Origin of the sequence: Streptomyces sp. DG2A-72 (genome assembly GCF_030499575.1) — a bacterium.
Lineage (GTDB): Bacteria > Actinomycetota > Actinomycetes > Streptomycetales > Streptomycetaceae > Streptomyces.
Window position 1 is genome coordinate 5,726,523 of record NZ_JASTLC010000001.1, and the last position, 18,984, is coordinate 5,745,506.

General features: G+C 66.4%; 17 protein-coding genes. 12 read left to right on the forward strand and 5 right to left on the reverse strand.

The genetic code is table 11. From position 1 onward, the window contains the following. The first annotated feature begins 20 nt into the window (after positions 1–20). The 9 genes from QQY66_RS27380 (at position 21) to QQY66_RS27420 (ending at position 10,973) form a co-directional block, all read left to right on the forward strand. A complete protein-coding gene (locus QQY66_RS27380) occupies positions 21–1,487 on the forward strand; it encodes a site-specific integrase (protein ID WP_301982944.1) in 1,467 nt (488 codons plus the stop codon). After that, on the forward strand, positions 1,487–3,448 hold the full coding sequence (locus QQY66_RS27385; protein ID WP_301982945.1) for a hypothetical protein: 1,962 nt from the start codon (positions 1,487–1,489) through the stop codon (positions 3,446–3,448). Before QQY66_RS27380 ends, QQY66_RS27385 begins: the two co-directional genes overlap by 1 nt. Beyond that, positions 3,445–5,994 carry a hypothetical protein gene (locus QQY66_RS27390; protein ID WP_301982946.1) on the forward strand — a complete coding sequence of 850 codons (2,550 nt, stop codon included), beginning with the start codon at positions 3,445–3,447 and terminating at the stop codon, positions 5,992–5,994. Before QQY66_RS27385 ends, QQY66_RS27390 begins: the two co-directional genes overlap by 4 nt. Beyond that, complete coding sequence (locus QQY66_RS27395) at positions 5,994–6,395, forward strand: hypothetical protein (RefSeq protein ID WP_301982947.1); 402 nt, start codon at positions 5,994–5,996, stop codon at positions 6,393–6,395. Before QQY66_RS27390 ends, QQY66_RS27395 begins: the two co-directional genes overlap by 1 nt. A 180-nt stretch (positions 6,396–6,575) precedes the next feature. After that, positions 6,576–7,559, forward strand: a complete 984-nt coding sequence (locus QQY66_RS27400; protein ID WP_301982948.1) for a PIN domain-containing protein — start codon at positions 6,576–6,578, stop codon at positions 7,557–7,559. 262 nt (positions 7,560–7,821) lie between these two features. Then, the gene (locus QQY66_RS27405) at positions 7,822–8,325 is read left to right on the forward strand and encodes a hypothetical protein (protein WP_301982949.1); all 504 of its coding nucleotides are present in this window, start codon (positions 7,822–7,824) and stop codon (positions 8,323–8,325) included. A gap of 423 nt (positions 8,326–8,748) precedes the next feature. Beyond that, positions 8,749–9,042: a hypothetical protein gene (locus tag QQY66_RS27410; protein ID WP_301982950.1), complete on the forward strand. Its 294-nt coding sequence runs from the start codon at positions 8,749–8,751 to the stop codon at positions 9,040–9,042. Between the two features lie 209 nt (positions 9,043–9,251). Then, positions 9,252–10,802: a gamma-glutamyltransferase gene (locus QQY66_RS27415; RefSeq protein ID WP_301982951.1), complete on the forward strand. Its 1,551-nt coding sequence runs from the start codon at positions 9,252–9,254 to the stop codon at positions 10,800–10,802. 27 nt (positions 10,803–10,829) lie between these two features. After that, complete coding sequence (locus tag QQY66_RS27420) at positions 10,830–10,973, forward strand: hypothetical protein (protein WP_301982952.1); 144 nt, start codon at positions 10,830–10,832, stop codon at positions 10,971–10,973. Between the two features lie 254 nt (positions 10,974–11,227). On the opposite strand, the gene QQY66_RS27425 is transcribed toward QQY66_RS27420, so the two are convergent. Beyond that, complete coding sequence (locus QQY66_RS27425; RefSeq protein ID WP_301987510.1) at positions 11,228–11,983, reverse strand: class I SAM-dependent methyltransferase; 756 nt, start codon at positions 11,981–11,983, stop codon at positions 11,228–11,230. Positions 11,984–12,470: 487 nt separating this feature from the next. Between QQY66_RS27425 and QQY66_RS27430 the strand changes: the two genes are divergently transcribed. The 3 genes from QQY66_RS27430 (at position 12,471) to QQY66_RS27440 (ending at position 15,533) form a co-directional block, all read left to right on the forward strand. Beyond that, positions 12,471–13,721, forward strand: a complete 1,251-nt coding sequence (locus tag QQY66_RS27430) for a HEPN/Toprim-associated domain-containing protein (protein WP_301982953.1) — start codon at positions 12,471–12,473, stop codon at positions 13,719–13,721. Positions 13,722–13,903: 182 nt separating this feature from the next. Next, positions 13,904–14,725 (forward strand): hypothetical protein, encoded by an 822-nt coding sequence (locus QQY66_RS27435; protein ID WP_301982954.1) that lies wholly within the window; start codon positions 13,904–13,906, stop codon positions 14,723–14,725. A 577-nt stretch (positions 14,726–15,302) separates the two neighbouring features. Next, positions 15,303–15,533 (forward strand): hypothetical protein, encoded by a 231-nt coding sequence (locus tag QQY66_RS27440; protein WP_301982955.1) that lies wholly within the window; start codon positions 15,303–15,305, stop codon positions 15,531–15,533. A gap of 53 nt (positions 15,534–15,586) precedes the next feature. On the opposite strand, the gene QQY66_RS27445 is transcribed toward QQY66_RS27440, so the two are convergent. The 4 genes from QQY66_RS27445 to QQY66_RS27460 form a co-directional block, all read right to left on the reverse strand. Beyond that, positions 15,587–17,050: a UvrD-helicase domain-containing protein gene (locus QQY66_RS27445; RefSeq protein WP_301982956.1), complete on the reverse strand. Its 1,464-nt coding sequence runs from the start codon at positions 17,048–17,050 to the stop codon at positions 15,587–15,589. 235 nt (positions 17,051–17,285) lie between these two features. Continuing rightward, entirely contained in the window at positions 17,286–17,597 is a 312-nt protein-coding gene (locus QQY66_RS27450) for a hypothetical protein (protein WP_301982957.1), read from the reverse strand. Beyond that, positions 17,594–18,475, reverse strand: a complete 882-nt coding sequence (locus tag QQY66_RS27455; protein ID WP_301982958.1) for a DUF6083 domain-containing protein — start codon at positions 18,473–18,475, stop codon at positions 17,594–17,596. The genes QQY66_RS27450 and QQY66_RS27455 overlap by 4 nt, the downstream gene beginning before the upstream one ends. A gap of 161 nt (positions 18,476–18,636) precedes the next feature. Next, positions 18,637–18,909: a helix-turn-helix transcriptional regulator gene (locus tag QQY66_RS27460; RefSeq protein ID WP_301982959.1), complete on the reverse strand. Its 273-nt coding sequence runs from the start codon at positions 18,907–18,909 to the stop codon at positions 18,637–18,639. Positions 18,910–18,984: the final 75 nt, after the last annotated feature.

Below are 18,984 nucleotides of genomic sequence, written 5' to 3' on the forward strand. Positions count from 1 at the left end.
TTGTCTCATGGGGAGTTGGGATGGAGCACTTCTTTGTCTCGCCGAGCAAGGTGCGCCGGTTCTACGAGGCGCCTTCTGGTGTCGACCCGGACTTCGATGCCGAGGCGTACGTACGTCGGCCGGGAGCGGTGAAGGAGGGTACGCCGTTCTACCTCGGGCCGGACATGCGCCCGTTGGAGCCGCTTTGCTCCTTCTTCCTGGAGCTGTCCAAGACGCTGAAGGCGAAGTCCCTTCAGGACTACGGCTACGACGCCATGGACGTGGTGGAGTTCCTGGCCGAGCTTGATCCGCCCACTGACCTTCTGTCTGCCACCGAAGAGGATCTGGTGGCCTACCGGGAGGACTGCACCGAGAACCGCGAGAAGCCGGATGAGCCGGCCACGTGGAAGCGGCGCCGGGTCTTGATCAACAGCTTCTACGACTGGGCGACGGATTCGAAGACGAAGCTGCTGGAGGAGCGGCCCTACTACCGGCGGCCCAACGGCCGGGATGTGCTGTCCTGGGGTGCGGTGAGCGAACTGGACGTGCGCCACCTGACCTATCGGCAGTGGCGTTTCCTCAAACAGGTGGGCCTGCGCGGCTACTTGCCCGATGGCCGGGTCGATCCGGCATTCCGTTGCAGGACACCGCTGCGCAACAGCGTGGCGCCGGAGCTGGCGATCACGACGGGGATGCGGTCGCGGGAGTTCAGCTCGCTGCTGGACATTGAGGTCGGGCCTCCGCGTCGGGACGCATCACCGGCCGAGGTTCTGCTGAGGGCGACCGCGAAGCGTGGGTGGCCGCGCATGGCAGCTATCCAGGATCCGACGCTGCGTGAGCTGGACCTATACCGCCGCACGGAGCGGGCCGCGATGGTGCGGGCGTCGGCGAAGACCCTCTATAAGGCCCGTGCGGAGCTGTTCGTCGTGGACGACATCGACCTGCGGAAGATGGAGCTGAAGGGCGTGCTGCACGGTCGCCGCCGCACTTTCAAGGTCGCGGGGATGCCGGCGGAGATCCGTCGCATCGCTGTCATCGAAGGCGACCGGGGGCTGGAGGCGATGGCCCTGTTCATCGGCCGGGGCGGCCGGATGCTGTCCAAGCAGCGGTGGGGGCAGATCTTTGACGAGGCTCACCTGCGGTCTCTGCGGCTGAGCGAGGAGTACAAGTCTGATGTCGTGATGCCTGCCCGGCTTCGGATCCATGACACGCGGCACACGTTCGCGATCTACATGCTGCATATGCTCACCCGGCTCATCCTGCGTGAGGAGGCCGAGCGCTACCTGGCGGGCGACGTCTCCGCTTACCTCACGGACCACCTGTCGAGGAACCCGCTGCTGATCCTCCAGCGAATCCTCGGACATCAAAATCCGAAAACCACTCTGCGTTACCTCACCTACATCCGGAACACGAACGCGCTGGTCACCAGGGCCATCGCTGAGTGGAACGACCAGGAGGCGACCTACGCGGACTACGCGAGTGCCCTGGCGGACAAGGAGGTCGCGTAATGCCCAGACGAGGCGAGCGCAAGACCCGCATCCGCAGCAAGGGCCCGGCCAATACCCAGGTGACGCCGGGTCGCATCGGAGTACGGGTGTTCCTGGAGCAGCGCCGAGGCCGCACCATCAAACACAGCATCGACCCGTCTGATTACCGGTGCACGACGTTGGCGGCTCAACTGGCGGACGAGTGGCTGAAGATGACCCGCCACGCGGCTCTGAGCGGCGGGGGCTCCGAGTACTCCGGCGCGGTGCGGAGCTTCGCCCAGTTCACCGACAAGCACCTGTCCGAGGCCGGCGTGAACCCGGTGGATGTCCGGCTGGACGGTCACGGCGTCGATCTCGTGGAGGTCCTCTACGCGTGGGAGGGAGACCTGCGGCAGAAGCACGGCGTGAAGTCCAAGCAGCCCTATCGTCTCGCGCGGGCACTGCTGGCCCTGATCGAACAACGGGCCTCCGTCGACTCCGGGATTCCCGAGCATCTGCGGCAGCGGGCCAAGGCGCCGGCGTCCTACGGCAAGCCGACGCCTCAGCCGCTGGACGAGTTCTCAAACGCTGAGCGGATCGCTCTGCGCGACGCAGCCCGCGCGGCAGTGCGGGCCACGGAGGCGAGACTGGCACGTGGGCGTGAGCTACTGGCCGCGGGCACCGACCCACGGGAAGGTGGCTGGCGTGACCTTCCCAATCTCCTCTGGGCAACCCAGATGCGGATGGTGAACTCCCAGACACTGCAGACGCATCTACCGGCCAAGACGCGATGGTGGCCACCCGAGGTCGTCGACCTGCTGCCCGCCCCGGAAGGCCAGTCGAGGCGACCCGGCGTTCGAGTTCTGGGACAGGAGCTGGGGCGGCTGCTGTTCCCCGATGAGTACGACCTTCAGGCGTTTCGCATCCTTCTCCTGCTGGGAATGGCGGACACGACCCCGGAGGAACTGCACGACCTGCAGCTTGACGACATCGAGTTCACCGACGGCGGCCTGCGGCTGGTGCAGACGAAGATGCGGGCCGCGCGGATCCGCGCAGATCTGCACCCGGAGGTCGACCTGGAGGTCGTGAGCGAGGACGGTGAGGGCCAGGAATTCACGGGCGGCGGAGCTTGGGACGTGCCGGGCCTGATGCGGCGCCTGCTGGCGGCCACGGCGCTGATCAGGGAGATCTTCGACCCGGAGCCCTACCTGTTCGTGGCAGTACGACAGTTGCTCGGTGGTGGTGAACTCACCGGCAAGGTGGCGCAATTCAGGACGCCGCAGCGGTGCCGGTTCAGCTTCTGGATCACATCCCAGCGGGACGCGCAGGGCCGCCCTCTGGACATCTCCGAACCGCACGAGGTGCGTCGGCTGCGCAAGACCACCAAAGTGGTGCGGGCGGTCGCCCTGGGCGGCACGGTCTCGGACCTGGCCGGCGATGACCACCACGTCGAGGTCTACCGGGGCCACTACGCCCACGGCACCACCGCCCACATCATGGCCGGGCGGGCCATCAACCGGTCCCAGGAGTGGGTCTTCCAGAGAGTCGTACACAAACCGGTGCTGGTTGACGAGGCGGCCGAGGAAAGGCTGGAGGAGTCAGAAGTCGCCGGGGAACTCGGAATGGACATCGAGGTCGCCAAGGCCATGCGGGCCGGGGAACTGGACATGGGCCTGGTGAACTGCCGCAATCCCTACGACTCCCCGCAGCGAACCGACAACAAGCTCTGCCACGTCGCGCCGGGAATGTGCATGCTCTGCCGCAACGCCGTCATCTTCTACTCGCAGCTGCCGCGGCTGCTTCTCATGTCCGACCGCATCGAACGGATGCGGACCGCGTTGCCGCCTCCGAGATGGCACGCCATCTACGGGCAACAGCGCGCCGCCCTGGACGAGGTCTTCGCGGAGTGCGCCGACCGGCTGCCCGCAGCCCGGCAACAGATCACCGAGATGGAGCTGAATCTGGACGTGCCCCTCGGCCAGCGAACGGAGTTCGACCGATGACGAGTCAACCTGTCATCGAGCCGCTGACGTCGGCCAGCTTCGGCGACGACGAGCCGGTCTTCGGCGACGGGCACCAGGTCCGGGACGGGTTCACCGTTCCGCTGTTCGGGGATGTCGATCGCTGGTCCGGGGAATGCATCGGCCGCCCCGCCAACCGCCAGCCCGCCGACTGGGAGGTGGCTTTCCCGGAGGAAGACGCGCTGGTCAACCTCCAGTTGAGAGAGATGGCCTTCGCCTGGCTGAACCCCACTCACGCAGTGCTGCGACGGGCCGGTGTCTTCCTCGCGGCCGAGCCGATGGGGTTCGGCACGGTCAAGGCGCACTGCCTCAAACTCCATGCCCTCGCCCGCCACGGCCGCGAACTGGGCCTGGGCCAAGGGCTCGGCTCATGGGACAAAGAAGATTGGCAGCTGATCGTCGCCGACCAGGGCGCCGAGCTCGATCCGAGCACAGTCGCGACCTATGTCAACGGAGTGCGGGCGCTGCGGAGAGTGGCTGCCGTTGTCTCGGGCATTGACCCGTTCGACGATCCGTGGGATGGCCTTGCGGCCGCCAAGGTCGCCTTGCAAGAGCGTCCGGACGAGACCGCCGAGACCGATGGTCTGACCACACCCGACATCCCTCCAGGCACCTGGTGGGCACTGCTGCGGGCGGCCTGGACCTACATCCATGCCCTGGCCCCGGACATCTTGAGCTGGCGCGAGGACTTCGAGCGACGCGCGGCCGCACTGCCCGAGCCGAAGCTGCGGGCCGAGCGCGTCGACTCGCTCACACCGGCGGACCTGGATGCCCTGCTGAACGCGTGGCTGGCCGACCCGGGTCACGTCGTCCCGCTGCTGGCCAAGGAATGGAAGGGTTCCCCGGCGGGGACGCCGATCTGGAAGACCCTCAGCCGGATCATCACCAGCGGGCGGAACCAGGACCTGTTCAGCGCCCGCAACGGCCGACTGTCCAAGCGGACCGCGGCACGTCGGACAGCGGTGCTCAAGGCGGTCGGCGAAGGCCGCTGCGTGACGGTCCACGGACCGACAGCCTCACGCACGCTCGGGGCTCCCGCCTACCAGCCGCACCGGTCCCGCCCCGTTTCGAAAGCCCAGCTGGATGAGGACGTGCGGCGCTGGCTGGCCCATCCGGACAACCGCGTCCCGGTGCGGGCCGTCGACGATCTGCATGGCAAGGCCGGAACTCCGATCTGGGTGACGCTCGCCCGCCAGATCTGGGGACCGCGGGACGCGGCCCGGTCCCACCCCTGTCTGAAAACGAACCGGTCACGATCGGCGATGATCACGCAAGCGGTTCAAGCCGGGAAGGTCGTGCTGGTGGACAGCACCGAGCGGTCCCGCGCGGGATGGCGTTCGCTGCCGATGCCCTGCCCCCAGGCAGCTACTGTCACCCGGAGTGACGGCAGTTCGGGACCTTGGCGCACGACGATCACCCAGGGGGAGCTGGATGACGAACTGCGGATGCTGCGGGCAGCCTGCTACATCTTCATCGCCGCCCTGAGCATGATGCGGGACTCTGAAGTTCAGGAGATCGAGCGGAATCCGCTGGTGACCTACTTCGGGTCGCCAGCGATCACGTCCCGCAAGACGAAGCTCGATCCGGCCCGGCCGGAACTGTTCTGGTGGATCTTCGAGCCGGTGGCGGACGCCGTCGCGGTGGCAGAAGCCTTGTCATGGCATCCCACACACCTATTCGCCACGCTGGAGCCGCCCCGGCAGGGCACCCGGCCGCGGCGGAGCGACGGCAGGCCCAGGAAGATCGGGCGCAACGGCATCACACCCGCCGACGAGATCGACTTCTTCATCGAGCGGATCAACAACACCTGCGGCCGTCTGGGGCTGGACGAGATTCCCGCTGCCCATGTCCGCCCGCACATGTTCCGCAAGACGATGGCGGCCATCGCTGCCCGGGAGCCGGACTCCGAGATCGCAGTGGGGTTGCAGCTCAAGCATGCCGCCCGCAGGGCCATGGCCAACCGCACCTCCCAGGCCTACGGGAAGATGGATCCAGAGTGGGCCAAGGAATTCGACCGGGAACTCGAACACGCAGCTGCCCTGAAGCTGGTCGGTCTCCTGAGCGCCCGCCGAGACGGCGAGAGCGTGGCGGTCGGCCCCGGCGCCGCCCGCCTGCATGCCGGGCTCGACAGGGTGATCGAGACGATGAACAGCGATCCGCAGCTGCGGGCACAGATCGCCGACGAGAGGGTCGAAGCCGCCCTGCTGGCTTCCGAGTTCCCTGAACTGCACCTGGGCACCATCAACCACTGCATGTTCGACGCGCCGCAGGCGGAGTGCCAGGACCAGCTGCCCGAAGACCAGCGCGGGCAGGCGCCACTGCTCGGCGCATGCGAGCCGGCCCGCTGCCGCAACTCGGTGGTCACCCGCTCGCATGCGCCGATCTGGATCTGCGAGGAGGACGACCTCATAGCGATGGTGAAGAACCGGCGGCTGGCGCCTCCCCGGCGCGAGGCCGTGCTGATCCGCTTGGCCGATGTCCAGCGCATCACCGATGCGCTGAAGGACGAGATGGGAGACAACCTCTGATGCCGGTGTCCGCCGCCACCGAGACGAAACTGCGGGAGGCCATGGCCCGGCTGCTGGCCGGCGAGCCCCTGCACACCGACGGGGCCCTGACCAAGGAGAACCTCGCCCGCGAGGCGAAGGTCAGCCACGCGACCGTCCACCGGGCCGAGGAGATCCTGGCCGAGTGGGACGCCAAGGTCGCCCGCCCGGTCCTCCGCACTCCCGGCGAAGTCCAGCGAGACGAGACGATCGCCGACCTCCGCAAGCAACTGCGGGAAGCGAAGAGCCAGGTCACCGAGACCCAGGGCAAGCTCGACGCCCTGGCCACGGTCACCGCGAACCTCTACGCGGAGAACTTCGCGCTGAAGAAGAAGCTCGGCAGCCGCCAGCGGCTGGCCGTCGTTCCGGCCCAGGACGGCTGATGCGACAGCCGGATCGAACAGTCGGCTGAGCACGCACATTCGTACGCGCGATGTTCGCCGACAACGTCCCCTTGGTTGCCGTTGCAACGGCGACCAGCTGTTCCACCAGCTAGGCGAACTTCAACGGCCGCTTCTGCGGACCCACACCAATGGCAGGGGGACGTCACTACTCTCCGAGGGGTGATCGTGCTCGACGCAAATCAGCTGCGAAATGTGCTCCCGGGAAAGCCAGCCTTGAGGCTGCTTCAAGCTGCAGCACAGCGGTCAGGGCACACGCTGGCCACGACAGATGTCGTCATCCGCGAAGTCGCCCGCCAGCGGCACGACGAGCTCACGGCTGCCATTGCCCAGCTTACGAAGGCCCAAAAGGACTTCAACAAGATCGCGCCGCCTGCGAAGAAGCTCGCAGGCGGCCCTTTCGACAAGCTCACCACACTCTTCGTCGACGAAGAGGTGGAACGCTTCAAGGACGCCCTGCACCAGGCGTTTCGCGTCTTGGAAACGATCCCCGAGGACGCCCTCGAAGCGCTCCTTCGTGAAGCAGACCACGCACCTCCATGCCTCAAGGGAGTGGAAGGCCGTGACGCCTCTATCTGGCTCACGACACTTCGTGCATCCCGCAGTCCAGACGCGGCCCCAGACGGGAAGGCGTTGCCGACGATCCTCCTCTCCGAGGACGGGGCGTTCTGCGGAGCCGATGACCGGCTTGCACCCTCGCTTCTTCCGGACGTGCCGGAGGGCGCCGACGTGCTACTTCGGCGCACAGTGATTGCCGTCATGGACACACTCGGCTTCCAGACCCAATGGACCGACGTTTCCGCGATCACCGACAGCCCTGAGTTTCAAGAGGCTGTCGTCGCGGCAGTCGCCCTCGTTGGCGGCCCGATTCTGCTGGGGCAATTGGGCACAGAGATGATGACACCGCCACGGCTAGAACGCTCCAGAGGCCAGCAATGTCAAGGAGAAGGCACGACTCTGACCAGCGTGAGTGGCGAGTGGACGTTCCAGGTGATCGTTGGGAAGCCAACTTCGGATCCTGCGGAAACCCGCCCGCTTGGTTACACCGTCCGGGTCGACGGCGAAGCCCTCGTCACACAGGACGCCTTAGGCAGTTTCACTGACATCTCATTCTCGGCTCACGTGGTCAGGACGTCCCGACGCTGAACAACAACGGCGAGCCTGGAACGGGCCCCAGCCGCGCCAGTTGCACCTCTTGTGCGACATCCCATGAGTTCCCCTGAGCCTCGTTGATCTGCTGGCTTACTGACCAGGGTGTTTTCCCTCGTCGGGGCGTCTTACCGTCGGCTGACGAAACTTCAGGATCTCTGAAGCGTTCGCATCTTGTCCGATCGATGTGCGGTCCGGGTGAAGCCGAGGAAGCGCCCGTTGCCGACGATGGCAACGATGGGCGTAGGGAGAGGGACTTATGGACCAAGGACTCGCGGCTTTTCTCGCCGGCATGGCGGCCCTGCTTGGTGCCCTTATTGGTGGCGGTTTCACGGCGTGGGGGGCACGTATCGGCGGCGAGAAGACCGTGGAGGCTGCGCGCCAGCAGGTGAAGGATCAGGCTCACGTGGAGTCGAAGCGATGGCTTCTGCAAGCACGGCACGACGCCTATCGGGTGATCTTGGGGGCTACGGAGTCGTACATGAACGCCCTCATCATGCCTACGCCAGAAGCAGAGGCGGAGGTAGCGAAGCAACTGTTTCACTCGGCCAAGTTGCGGGTCGAGCTGGTGGGTCCCGATACGGTCCGAAGTGCAGTCGGCGAGCTGTCGTTTGCCTTTGTTGTCGTACAACGCGTGATCGACGATGGGCGGTCGGTCGAGTCCTGGATGGTGGAGAAGCTCAGCGAACGCCACAGGGCTTTCCTGGATGCCGTAACCGCCGTTTACGCCATGGAACCCGATGCCGCCCGCGATATCCCGTGAGTTCTCATCCTCCCAGCCAGTGTCCGTGCCTGGGCCCGAACCCACGGGGCCACCCCGGAGAGCGGCGGCATCACCCCTCGGGTTCCCGCTGAAGAACCTTCAGTTTCCTGGAAGTCGCGGGGATCCCGGCCCTGTTCTCGTATAGCTACGGCGAACGGACATGTAGCGCAGGGTGAGGCTCGGGGCTGGAGCGGGCGCGAGGGTCGACGGCACAGCGATCGGCGGTGGCAGCGATTCAGCTTCGAGGTTCATTTATCGGACTTCCGGTGCGCCTGGTGACTCGCCAGGATGGTGCCGCAGTAAATACCGGATTTACTGCGGCAGAGCACCGACCGTGATCATCGCGACCTGCTCAACGGCACCAAGATCAGTCTGAAGACCAGCACTCCCGATCCTGAGTTGCACGGCGGATGGCCACCGCGCATGACCTGGGCCCGCGCCGAGAAGGCAACCCGCATCGCCGTCAACTCGGTCGTCTTCCGCTCCAGCGGCCAGAACCTCACCACCGCCGGCACCTACATCGAGATGACCTCCCGCCTCCTCGAACCCATCCTCCTCGCCCTCGGCGTCCTCGCCACGCATCAAACGCTGCCCCCCCGCAGCACAGGTAGGGCCCGAGGACCGTCTCAGCTGAACAGCCGTTCCGGAGACGGTTCGGTCGAACCGTCTCCGAGTCCTCGTTGCCTTACGTGCCTGACCGCAGGCCACCCCCTGTGACCTGCCCAAAGCCCTTCGGACCCTAGATAATTGTGGAGGCGAAGGCGGTTGGTGAGCACTTCCGCGGACGCCAACAGTCAGGGCGTACAGACAGCCAACGATCACTGCATGCGTCACTCCGTGGCCAAAATCTCCCAGTGCCCGCTCTCCTCACCGACCGCTCGGCCAAAGCTGCGACTGATGTCCGTGCCCCATGACAGGCTGTCGGCGTGATCATGCAGCCCCCTCACGACGCGGCCGACTTCGTCTTCAGCCCGACCGACGCCCTGGACATACCCGTCGTCGTACGCGACTTCAGCTCGCTGCGGCGGCCCTCCGAAGCTCTGTGGAGGGGTGCCACCCAGCCGTGGCCGGGGGTGGCAGACATGCCTTCGTACGGGACCTACCTGGCGACCACGACCTGGCGGCAGGTCCTCCTCGCGGCCAAGGGCGTCGGGCGCGACCTGACCCCGTGGCTGCGCCGCACCCCCTGGCTCGCCGTCAACGAGCTCATCTCCCGTACCGCCCCCCTTCAGGCCTACCTCCAGCTCAAGGACGTGCCCGCACCCGCGCCCGCGGCCGGCCGCAGGCTCTTCGTGAACGCCCTGTACCAGTACGGCAGTGAGCGCAGCGCCCACTCCGCCTTCGGCTACCACTTGGGCATGACGATGGCGCACTGGCTCTGCGCCGGGATGGCTGGCCTGGGGAGCACCTGGCATCTCGAAGCCCGAGGTCCGGGCGGCCTGCCCGGCTTCACCGACCCGGCTGCCAAGCTGCCCGACCTGTGGGGCAACCACCACGCCGCCGGCCTGCCCTGGCTGATCGAGGCGAAGGCAGCCCGTGCACTCGGCGCCGGCGTGCTGAAGAACGGGAGAATCCAGCTGGACGGTGGCAGCGCCCTCATGCCCGGCATGGCACACCGGCAGGTCCTCTGCGGCACGTCGCTGCCCGGCAATAGGCCCGGCAAGTGGGAGCAGGACCACCTGTTCCTGGCCCTGCATACGGCCCACCCTCACGGCGGGCCGCAGACCGGCGCCTCCCCCGCCGGCAGTCCGCAAGGCGACGCGGAGGATTACGTCGCCGATGACCCCGAGGCCCTGATGGCCGTCACCCGGCAGCAGCTCCTGACGTACCAGGCCTTGGCCTTCGGGGCCGTGGAGCAGCGGCGCGTCGTCCCGATGCATCGTGACCGTACGGATCGCGGGCGTCACCGCACCGGTTCCCTGACACTGCTGGAACACGACGAATCCACCACCGGCCTGCGCCGTCGGCTGCGCGCACAGCAGGTGGACACCGAGGGGAGCCTGGCGTCGCACACGGACGCCACTGCGTTCATCGCCGCCCGCATCCCCGGCACCGGCATCCACCTCGGTCTCTCCCGCCGCCTCTACGCAGCGTGTGCGGCCCTGCACCTCCAGCAGACCGACATGCCCGACACCGTGGCCTTCGCCGACGGCCCCCGCCTGAACGACCCCAGCTTCGGACAGGACCACGAGGACGACGAGGCTCGCGAGCAGTACGCGCGTCGGGCTCGCCAATCCCACTACGAGCAGGAGCAGCGGTATCGGACGCGCGTTCGTGAGGCGGTCAGCACGGCCTTCCGGCTGACTGAGGAACACCCGGAGGACAGCTCGCTCACGGGCCGACTTCTTCCCGTACGCGTGGACGACCCCGACAAGCCTCTGCTCCTCGAAGCCGCCACGGCAGAGAGTTACCTGGCCCTCGAGCCGACCGACCCCGTCCTCTCCACGGCGGGCCGTGGTTCTGTCGGTAGTTGGTGACGTCAGTTGTTCGTGAAAGCTGACGAGATGCCGCCTGGCCAGTCGAAGGTCGAGTTGTACGCCGCGCTGCTGCGCGACTCCCGCGATGGCATGTCGAACCGGGCGTTGCAGTGCAAGTACGGCGTCACCTGGAGCACGGTCAACAAGGCCCTGACCTCGGCTTGGCCGTAGCCACGCACGACAACCGCTTCGGCGCGGCCGTCGAAGCTGGATCCGTTCACGCCGCTGATCGACGAGATCCTGCTCATTGATCTGGACGCGACCAGGAAACAGCGCCACACCGTCACCCCGGATCTACCGCCGTCTGATCGACGAGCACTCCTCGTCCGAGGCGTTGCGTTGACCACTTGAACCCGCACCGATGAGAGGGCGCAAGCGTCCTGCGAGCAACCGCGCGGTCCGGCCAGGGACTGAGAGTCCGGTGTTTATACCTTGCTCGCGACCACCATGTAGTTCTCGGCCTCAAGATCGAACGTGCTCAGTTCCGTTTGGAGTCCGACCCGGTGCAGCTCGACTTCGAGTTCCTCGTACCGGTAGGGCCAGCAGGACAGCAGTTCCGAGCGGACAAGAACCAACCCGGTCGCATCAACTTGCGCGATCGCGATCTCGATGTGGTGCTCCTCCTCCCAATGCGGCGCAATCTCCCAGCGGTAGACCACGACGGCATCGCGACCGTTCCGGCGGACGAGTCGGTCACTGATCTCCAGCCGGGAACCTCTGGTCCTCACGAGTTCCCAAGTGCGGGATGTGAGTACCAAGCGCCCGCCGGGGCGCAGAAGCCGTGACATCGACTCCAGAGCAGCACCCCTGCCTGTCGCGCCCGCGGCATGGTGAAGCGAGTTGCCAACGCAGAACACCATGTCGAACGTGTTGTCCTGGAAATGGTCGGGCAACTCTTCCCAGTTCGCCCGTACGGCCCGGACGGATGCCCCGAACTCCTCAGATAACTCTGCAGTCCGGCGAACCATCGCCTCGCTGGCGTCAGTTGCGACAACCTGCATGCCACGACCGGCGAGGCCAACCGCCAACTGTCCGGTTCCGCACGAGCAGTCGAGGACGTGAGCGTTCGACGGCAGGAGATTGAGGACGTCGTCGAACGACGCAGCGAACTCGGCTGGAGGCAACTTTGCATCCGAGATGAGCCATTCGTACACCTCGGCAAGCACGTCATAGCCTGTCACAACCACTACCTCCGTCACGCGGCAGCCTCACGGTAGGACGTCAGTCCATCAGCGGAGCAAGCCGGGCACCAATGGTTTTCGCAAGGATGGCTCTGACGGTGTTTGTCCTCCAGGAAGCCTTGAAGTCGGCATCGAACGTCACGAGCATCAACCACCGACCACCTCGTCGTTGAACCAAGAACACCAAGATCTCGTGCTAGACCGCGGCCGCCGTCAGGACCGGAGCACGGAGCGGTCAGCTCTCTGCGTTCGCAGTGTCAGGGGGCACAGGCCAAGACCACCCACCGCAGTGACCGACGCCCAAGGTGACCATCGACTACGGAAAAGTACGAGCCCGCGGGCCCGCCAAGGAAGAGCATGGAGCCCGAACGCCCGCGAGCGGTGGATCAGCGTTACGTGATCGGAGAAGTACGTGAGCAGCAGATGGCACTTGTTCCTGGAGGACCTACAGATATTCGAGGGGAAGTGGGACGCGCCAGCCAGGCTCATGACCGTCTTCCAAGAGGAAGACAAGTACATGCACCGAAATTGGGCAATGATGGTCGACAGGGATAACGCTGGCCTGCCCGACATTGACTTCGACGACCCTGAGGCACACGGCAGTTACCCTGATATCGACCCGGATGACTACAAGCATGAATCCGTCGATACGTCAGAGCGTTTTGGCTACAAGACAACTGTTGAGACAGCTGTCACGCGGCTCAATCTGATGGGCTTCACTGCAGAGCGATGCCGCCGAGAGATGGCGGCCTGCTTCCGGGACCTGACAGCATGGGACGGGCCGGACGATGCTCACGAGCACATTGCACCCGGATCGGACCCGGCGCGCAACGTCACCGACGACGACATCGCTGAGATTGGTCTCCAGGCATACCTGAAGCGCGGCCCCGCATGGATGGAGACAAAGCTGACCGAACTGGAAGAGCTCTGCCTGGACAAGATCGAACTTTTCTTCGAGGGCGACCTAGACCGCCGCTTGCTCATCGCAGGGCTTCTGGATCGTCAGGATCCGCAGGCGACCTTCCGCCTTGACCTCAGCGACCTGCTGTCAGGTGGTGCGTTCAAGAGCACTGATCAGATCTCGACGAAAGCCCTTCAGGACCTACGGGAGGAGACAGCCAGCACCGGCCCCATCATCGTGCTCACGGAAGGCAAGTTTGATTCCCGCGTTCTTCCCCGGGCGCTGAAACTGGTCAGACCGGATATCGCTGGGTATTTCAAATTTTTGGACTTTGACACCACAAGGGCACCGGGGGGAACGGATAAAGTCGTTGCAAATCTCAAGAGCTTCGCCGCAGCCGGAGTGATGAACCGGGTGATCGGACTCCTCGACAACGACACCGCTGGCCGGGAGGCGATCAAACAGATCGCGGGTATTGCGCTGCCGAATCACTATAGCGCCTGCCTACTTCCCGATCTCATATACGCACGGTCCTATCCCACTCTCGGGCCGTCAGGAGAGGTCAGTGACAACATCAACGGCCGGGCATGCTCCCTTGAGTTCTACTTTGGCTTGAACAGTTTGCAAGGTCCGAAGGGTGTCCCCGTTCCAGTGCAATGGAAGGCATATAAGGAGTCGGTCCAGGATTATCAAGGTGAACTCGCTAACAAGCAATACGTTCAAGCCAGGATCGACGCTCTCCTGACCGCGGCCGAGGCTGGCGATCCGCTCGATGAGTCGTGGGAACCGGTTCGATTGATCGCTCAGACCCTGATTGAGAAGGCGCAGACGCGCTGAGCGGGACTGAGCAACGATCAGCCACTGCCGCTGCCCCCGGCTGACGTCGCAGCCGGGGGCAGCGGCAGCTCCATGTCAGGCGGCCGATGGTCAGTCACAAACGAGGTTCACGACACCAGCTTGAGCGCTGATCTCGGAAACCACAGGACGGAACCGTTGTCGGTCACCGAAGATGTCTCGCTGTGATGCAGACCCTCTCGAGTCCCACTCTGGCCGTCCTCATCAAGATCGCTGTCACGCGGACGGCGAAGGAGATCCACACCAGCTTGCTTGCCGCCAACCTGGACCGGTTCATCACCGAGACATCCTCCAAAGAGAGGCTTGTCCAGACGGTCCTGGTGGACGCGCGGCGGGCAGCGCATAAGGGCGACAAGGATGCCCACCGTGGCCTGCTCGCGTTCGCAAAGGAGCAGACGAGCGGCTTCCGGCATCCCAGCGAGCTAGGCCCGGAGAGTCTGCTGTTCCAGCTCAAGGAGGCGCTCCTCGCGGACGGCTACGACCTTATGTGGGATGACCCGACCATCCGGACGGAGATCGATCTCGACAGCTGGATCGAGATCGACAAGGGGCCCGTCACCTATCACATCCGCCCGACCGAAGCGCCAGGCACCGAGATGGCCGGGGAGATCAGCGCCTTGGAAGCGCAGCTCAATGCTGCCGGCTTCGAGGTCGCTCTCAACCACTACAAGCAGGCTGTCGACAACCTCAACCACCATAACTACGAGGCCAGCAACGGGGCCCTCCGCCCGATGCTCGAAGATGTGACCTTTCGAGTCGCGCAGAAGTACGGCTACACAGGCGCCTCGGGCGGCAATGCCATCAACTTCATGGTTGACCAGAAGAAGGTCGTCCCCGAGAAGTGGGGCCGACTCATGCAAGGGGCCTGGGGCATCTCGCACCCGGAGGGTCCCCACCCCGGCCGTTCCAGCGCGGACGAGGCGCGCTTCAGGATGCTGATCATCACCAGCATCGTCAGAAGACTGCTTCAGCACGCTGGACTCTGACCCAACCCTCGATCGTCGAAGCAGCCCTCGGCCAGATACGCGGTCGGGGCTGCGGCGTGATAAATGGTTCTGGCTTGCCGCAGGTCCGCCTGCTGGCGGTCAGTGGTCAGTTCCAAACGGTGTCCACAAGTACGAACGGGATCCGCTTCCCCCGCAAGGGCCTGCAAAGTCCTGGTCCTGGACGGTCTGCCACAGGCCTATGGCAACGCCATTGCCCCGCCCGGCACCCGCATGGTCACCGAGGGCATGATGACGAAGCTGGGCGAGGCGCTGCGCAAGGCGACGCTCGCGCTCGCCGACGCCAACAACTGGGGTGATCCGAAAGCAGTGGCCGAATAGTTCAGCGCCCACCGGCTCCTCGCACAGGGCCTCGTTGAACGATTCAGCGTCAAGCCCCGCTCCTTCTGACCGTCGCGTCTCCGGATCGGGCGGCGGTACGGAGCCCCATCTTCGGTGCCCGGCCGCCTGTCAGAGTGCCGCTGACCTGTGCGCGGAGTGGTTATCCACAGGCCTGCGCGTGACCAGACCCCGGACCGTAAGGTGTGGACCTCCATGATCACGAGCACGGGGGTGCACAGTGCCGTACGAGGTCGACCTGGCGATCCGGGTGGAGAACGCCCTAGATGAGCTGCCGCCGGAGGGGCGCAAGGTGGTGATGGAGACAATCGCCACCGCTCTCGTGCGGCCGGGTGAATGGCCGCAGCCCGGAGGCTGGCACGCCGCGCTGGTCTTCGGGCCTCGCTCGTGGGTGTGCTTCACCTCCTTCCTCGACGGCATCGAGGTGATCGATATCGGCTGGGCGGGCTGACACCGGCAGGCGGCCTGCGGCACCGGGCTGCTGGCCAGCCTCTTTGCGGGGGTTCATTCGCCTTCCGCCTGCTGGGCGGGTGTAGTCCATGCCAGGCCGCCGAGGTCGAGTCGATGGCGGGCACGAGTGACGGCGACGTAGGCGAGACGGGCATCGGTGTCGCTCACTTCAGGGGGCTGGCTGGCTGCGGTCGCGCCGGGATCGGTGTCCTTCGGCTGGGGAAAGTCCTTACCGATCCTGACCGTCGGCCATTCGCGGCCCTTGGCCTTATGGGCGGTGGAGACGGTGACGTCGGCGTGCGCCTCCTCGGCGAGTTGCGATACGGCGGCGAGGATGGCGTCGGGGCCGTGGGTGTCGACGAGGTCGACGAAGGGCTGCAAGTCGCGACCTGCCGGATCGTAGGCGGCGTAGTCCTGCAGGTTGCCCCAGGACGCGAACAGCACGAGTTCGGGGTGGTGCGTGCGGCGGCCTTCCTTCAGATCACGGGCAGCGAAAGCGAGTTGGGCCAGCTGTTGTCCTCCCCGGGTAAGGGCGACGCGGCGTCCCTCACCGAGCAGGCGCATGACCTCCGTCATCGCGCCGATGTTGGTCCGGCACAACACCGCATCCGGGTGGTCGATGCTGCTCACCTCTGCGGGAATGCTGGTAGTCCCCGTCAGGCGAATCGGGGCGTCGGCGAGCGCGAGCCACCGGTTGGCCTCGTCGGCGATCTGCGGCCCGAACCGGAACGAGCGGGTGAGGGTCAGCTGCTCGGCGTCGAAGCCGGTCATCACGTCGGTTGCGCCCCGCCAGCCGTAGATGGCCTGCGCCGAGTCGCCGACCATGACTAGCTGGGCGTGGTCTCGTTGGGCGATGAACACTTGCTCCAGAACCGGGTTGGTGTCCTGGGCCTCGTCGAGGAAGAGGAAGTTGGCTTCGATCTTCGGTCCGGTCAGGGCCCACATCTTGAGGTAGTGGTCGTGCTCGAAGCGGACGACGCCGTGGTCGGGGCGTTGCAGGTCTGCCCACGCCTTGGCCGCGAAGGGGAGCACGAGCTCGGCGAACTGCCGGTGGTCGGCGGGCAGGTCGAGGCCCCGCACACGCGGCACGTGGCGGTGCGTCAGAGTGCCGTCGGCGGAGTGGCAGAAGCGGGTGACGGTGCGTAGCACGTTGTGGGACAGGGTTCTCTGGCTGATCTCGTGATCGGCGATCCGCAGGGAGCGCAGGATGCCGAGGGCTTGTCCGGTCTTCCAGGCCGGCTGGCGGGGGCTGTTGAGCCGGTCGGCGTAGCGGTGGCCGAGTGCGGCAAAGGCGGTGGCGTGGGCGGTGCGGCACTGCACCGTGGACGGGAAGCGCGCTGCGGCGTCGCGCGCGATGTCCTTGTTGAAGGCCAGGTAGCGGCCTCGGCGTTTGGTGCTGGCGGCGAGCAGGCACAGCGTGCTGGTCTTCCCTGTTCCGGCTCCAGCCTGCAGCGCGAGGTGCTGGCCGGAGCGGAAGGTGTCCGCCGCGTGGACCTGTTCGGGGGTGGGAGTGTGCAACAAGGACTCCGGGGGATGGAAATGGCCAGACCGACGGCAGTTGGTGATGCGGATGCTGGGCGAACGACGGTTGGTTCAGCGGGGCGGGCGCGCCTGGAGAAGACGGCCTGCGGCGCAGGCCAGGACTTCTTCCGGCGTGTGGTGGGTGAGCAGGCGGCGCAGCTGCGACTCGAGACGCTGATGCCGTTCGCGCTGCTCTCGCGCAAGGCCGGCAGTGATCCGCTCGCGCAGGACCTCACGGGCGCGCACCGCTGGCGGCCGCCTCCTGGCGAATCTGTGCGTTGGCGCTGCGGCTGAGGACGACGTTGAGCAGGACCCGGCCGTGGCGGTCGGGGTAGTGCGTGCTGAGCACGTCGATCGGCAGGACCGAGTCCAGCCGACGTCGCAGCCGGTGCAAGGCGCGGCCCGGGCTCTTGCCGCTCTGCACCGTCATCAACCGGGTGCGGTCCGCGTTTGCGGCGAACGCTACGAAACAGCGGGCCCGGTGAAGCTCCCGGGCGGAGGCGGGCCGGGTCAGGGCGATCTCGACGACGTACTGACGTGTCACGACTGGGCCTGCCGCGGAGCGGGGCCGCCGGGACGGCGTCCGTGCGAGGGCAGGCGGGTGCGGATGTGTTCGTGGTGCCGGAGCGGATCGAAGGACTCCCAGTCCGCAACGGCGAGGTCACCCGCCGCAGGGGTGGCGGCATGCTGGTCACACCGCTGGGCACGCCACCGCAGCTGTTCCGGGTAGGGCAGTGCGGACAGGCTGTAGACGGCCATGACATCCGACGGCAGCGCGAGCTGGCCTTGGTCGGCGCTCACTGGCACCAGGGCCCACACACCGTGCAGAGAGCTGGGGCCGAGAACCTTGGCGGTGCAGCGGGTACGGCGCAGCGTCTGAGCGACGCACTGGATCTCGTCGACGGGGCGGGAGGCCAGGTAACGGACGAACAGCAGCTGCACGACAGGCCGGGCCGGTTGGCAGACGGCCTGGCCCGGCGACGGACTGCTGGCCGGCGCGGCTGGCGGAGCGAGGACTCCGGCGTCGAGCAGACGGCGTGTGCGCAGGGCGAGAGACCGGCGCAGCCCGGACAGCTGCGGCGCGGCAGGCGGCGCCGGGCGGCCGGGGCACAGCAGTGCGTGCGCCAGCCGGCACCAGCTGCTCCCGTCGCCCGCGGGATGGGCGATGCCGCGGCTGACGTGCCAGCGACAGGACTCCGGCACCCGGGCCGCGGGCACTTCGTGCGGATGCAGCTGCACCGGGCGGTCGTCGGCGCGCCGGTACCACTCGACCGGATTGCCGCACGCGCGGCAGGAGGCGGTCTGGCCGCAGCGCAACAGCTGGCTGGCGCTGTCGGGAGTGATACGCAGGGATCGCCGCCGAGGCGCGCTCGCGCGGCTGCCGTCCCAGCGCCGTGCAGAAGGAGAAGGTGATGAGCACATGCGGGCGAACCTGCCAGCCGACACGCCGCACCGGCGGCACCCGGCCCGGATGGTCCCCCGGGCAGAGCAGAATGGGGCGACAGCAGTGCGAACGACTGCTCGCGCATTCGATACGGCGTTGCCGGATTGGGTGAATCGCCGCCGGTGCCGGACGGCCCGGATCAGATGTCGGAGCTGCCGTCGGCTCCGGGCAGGTCGTGCTCGTGGCAAAGGGTGGCGAAGAGGTCGTCGAACGGTGTGTCCAGGGCGTGTGCGAGGGCGTGCCACGTCTTGAGGGTGCCGATGGTGCGGCCCTGCTCGATCTCAATCACGGTGCGCCTGGCCAGGCCGCTGCGGCTGGCGAGCTCGTCGTAACTCCACCCTCGTTCAGCCCGCAGACGCCCCAGCTGCAGCCGGAGCGCATTGAGGTCCGGGTCGGGCGGCAAGATCGTCACCCAACTATCCGACGGTGCAGACCCTTGCCCTGTCAGTGCAGACCTCTGCCCTATTTACCCCAGTGGCCCACCGGC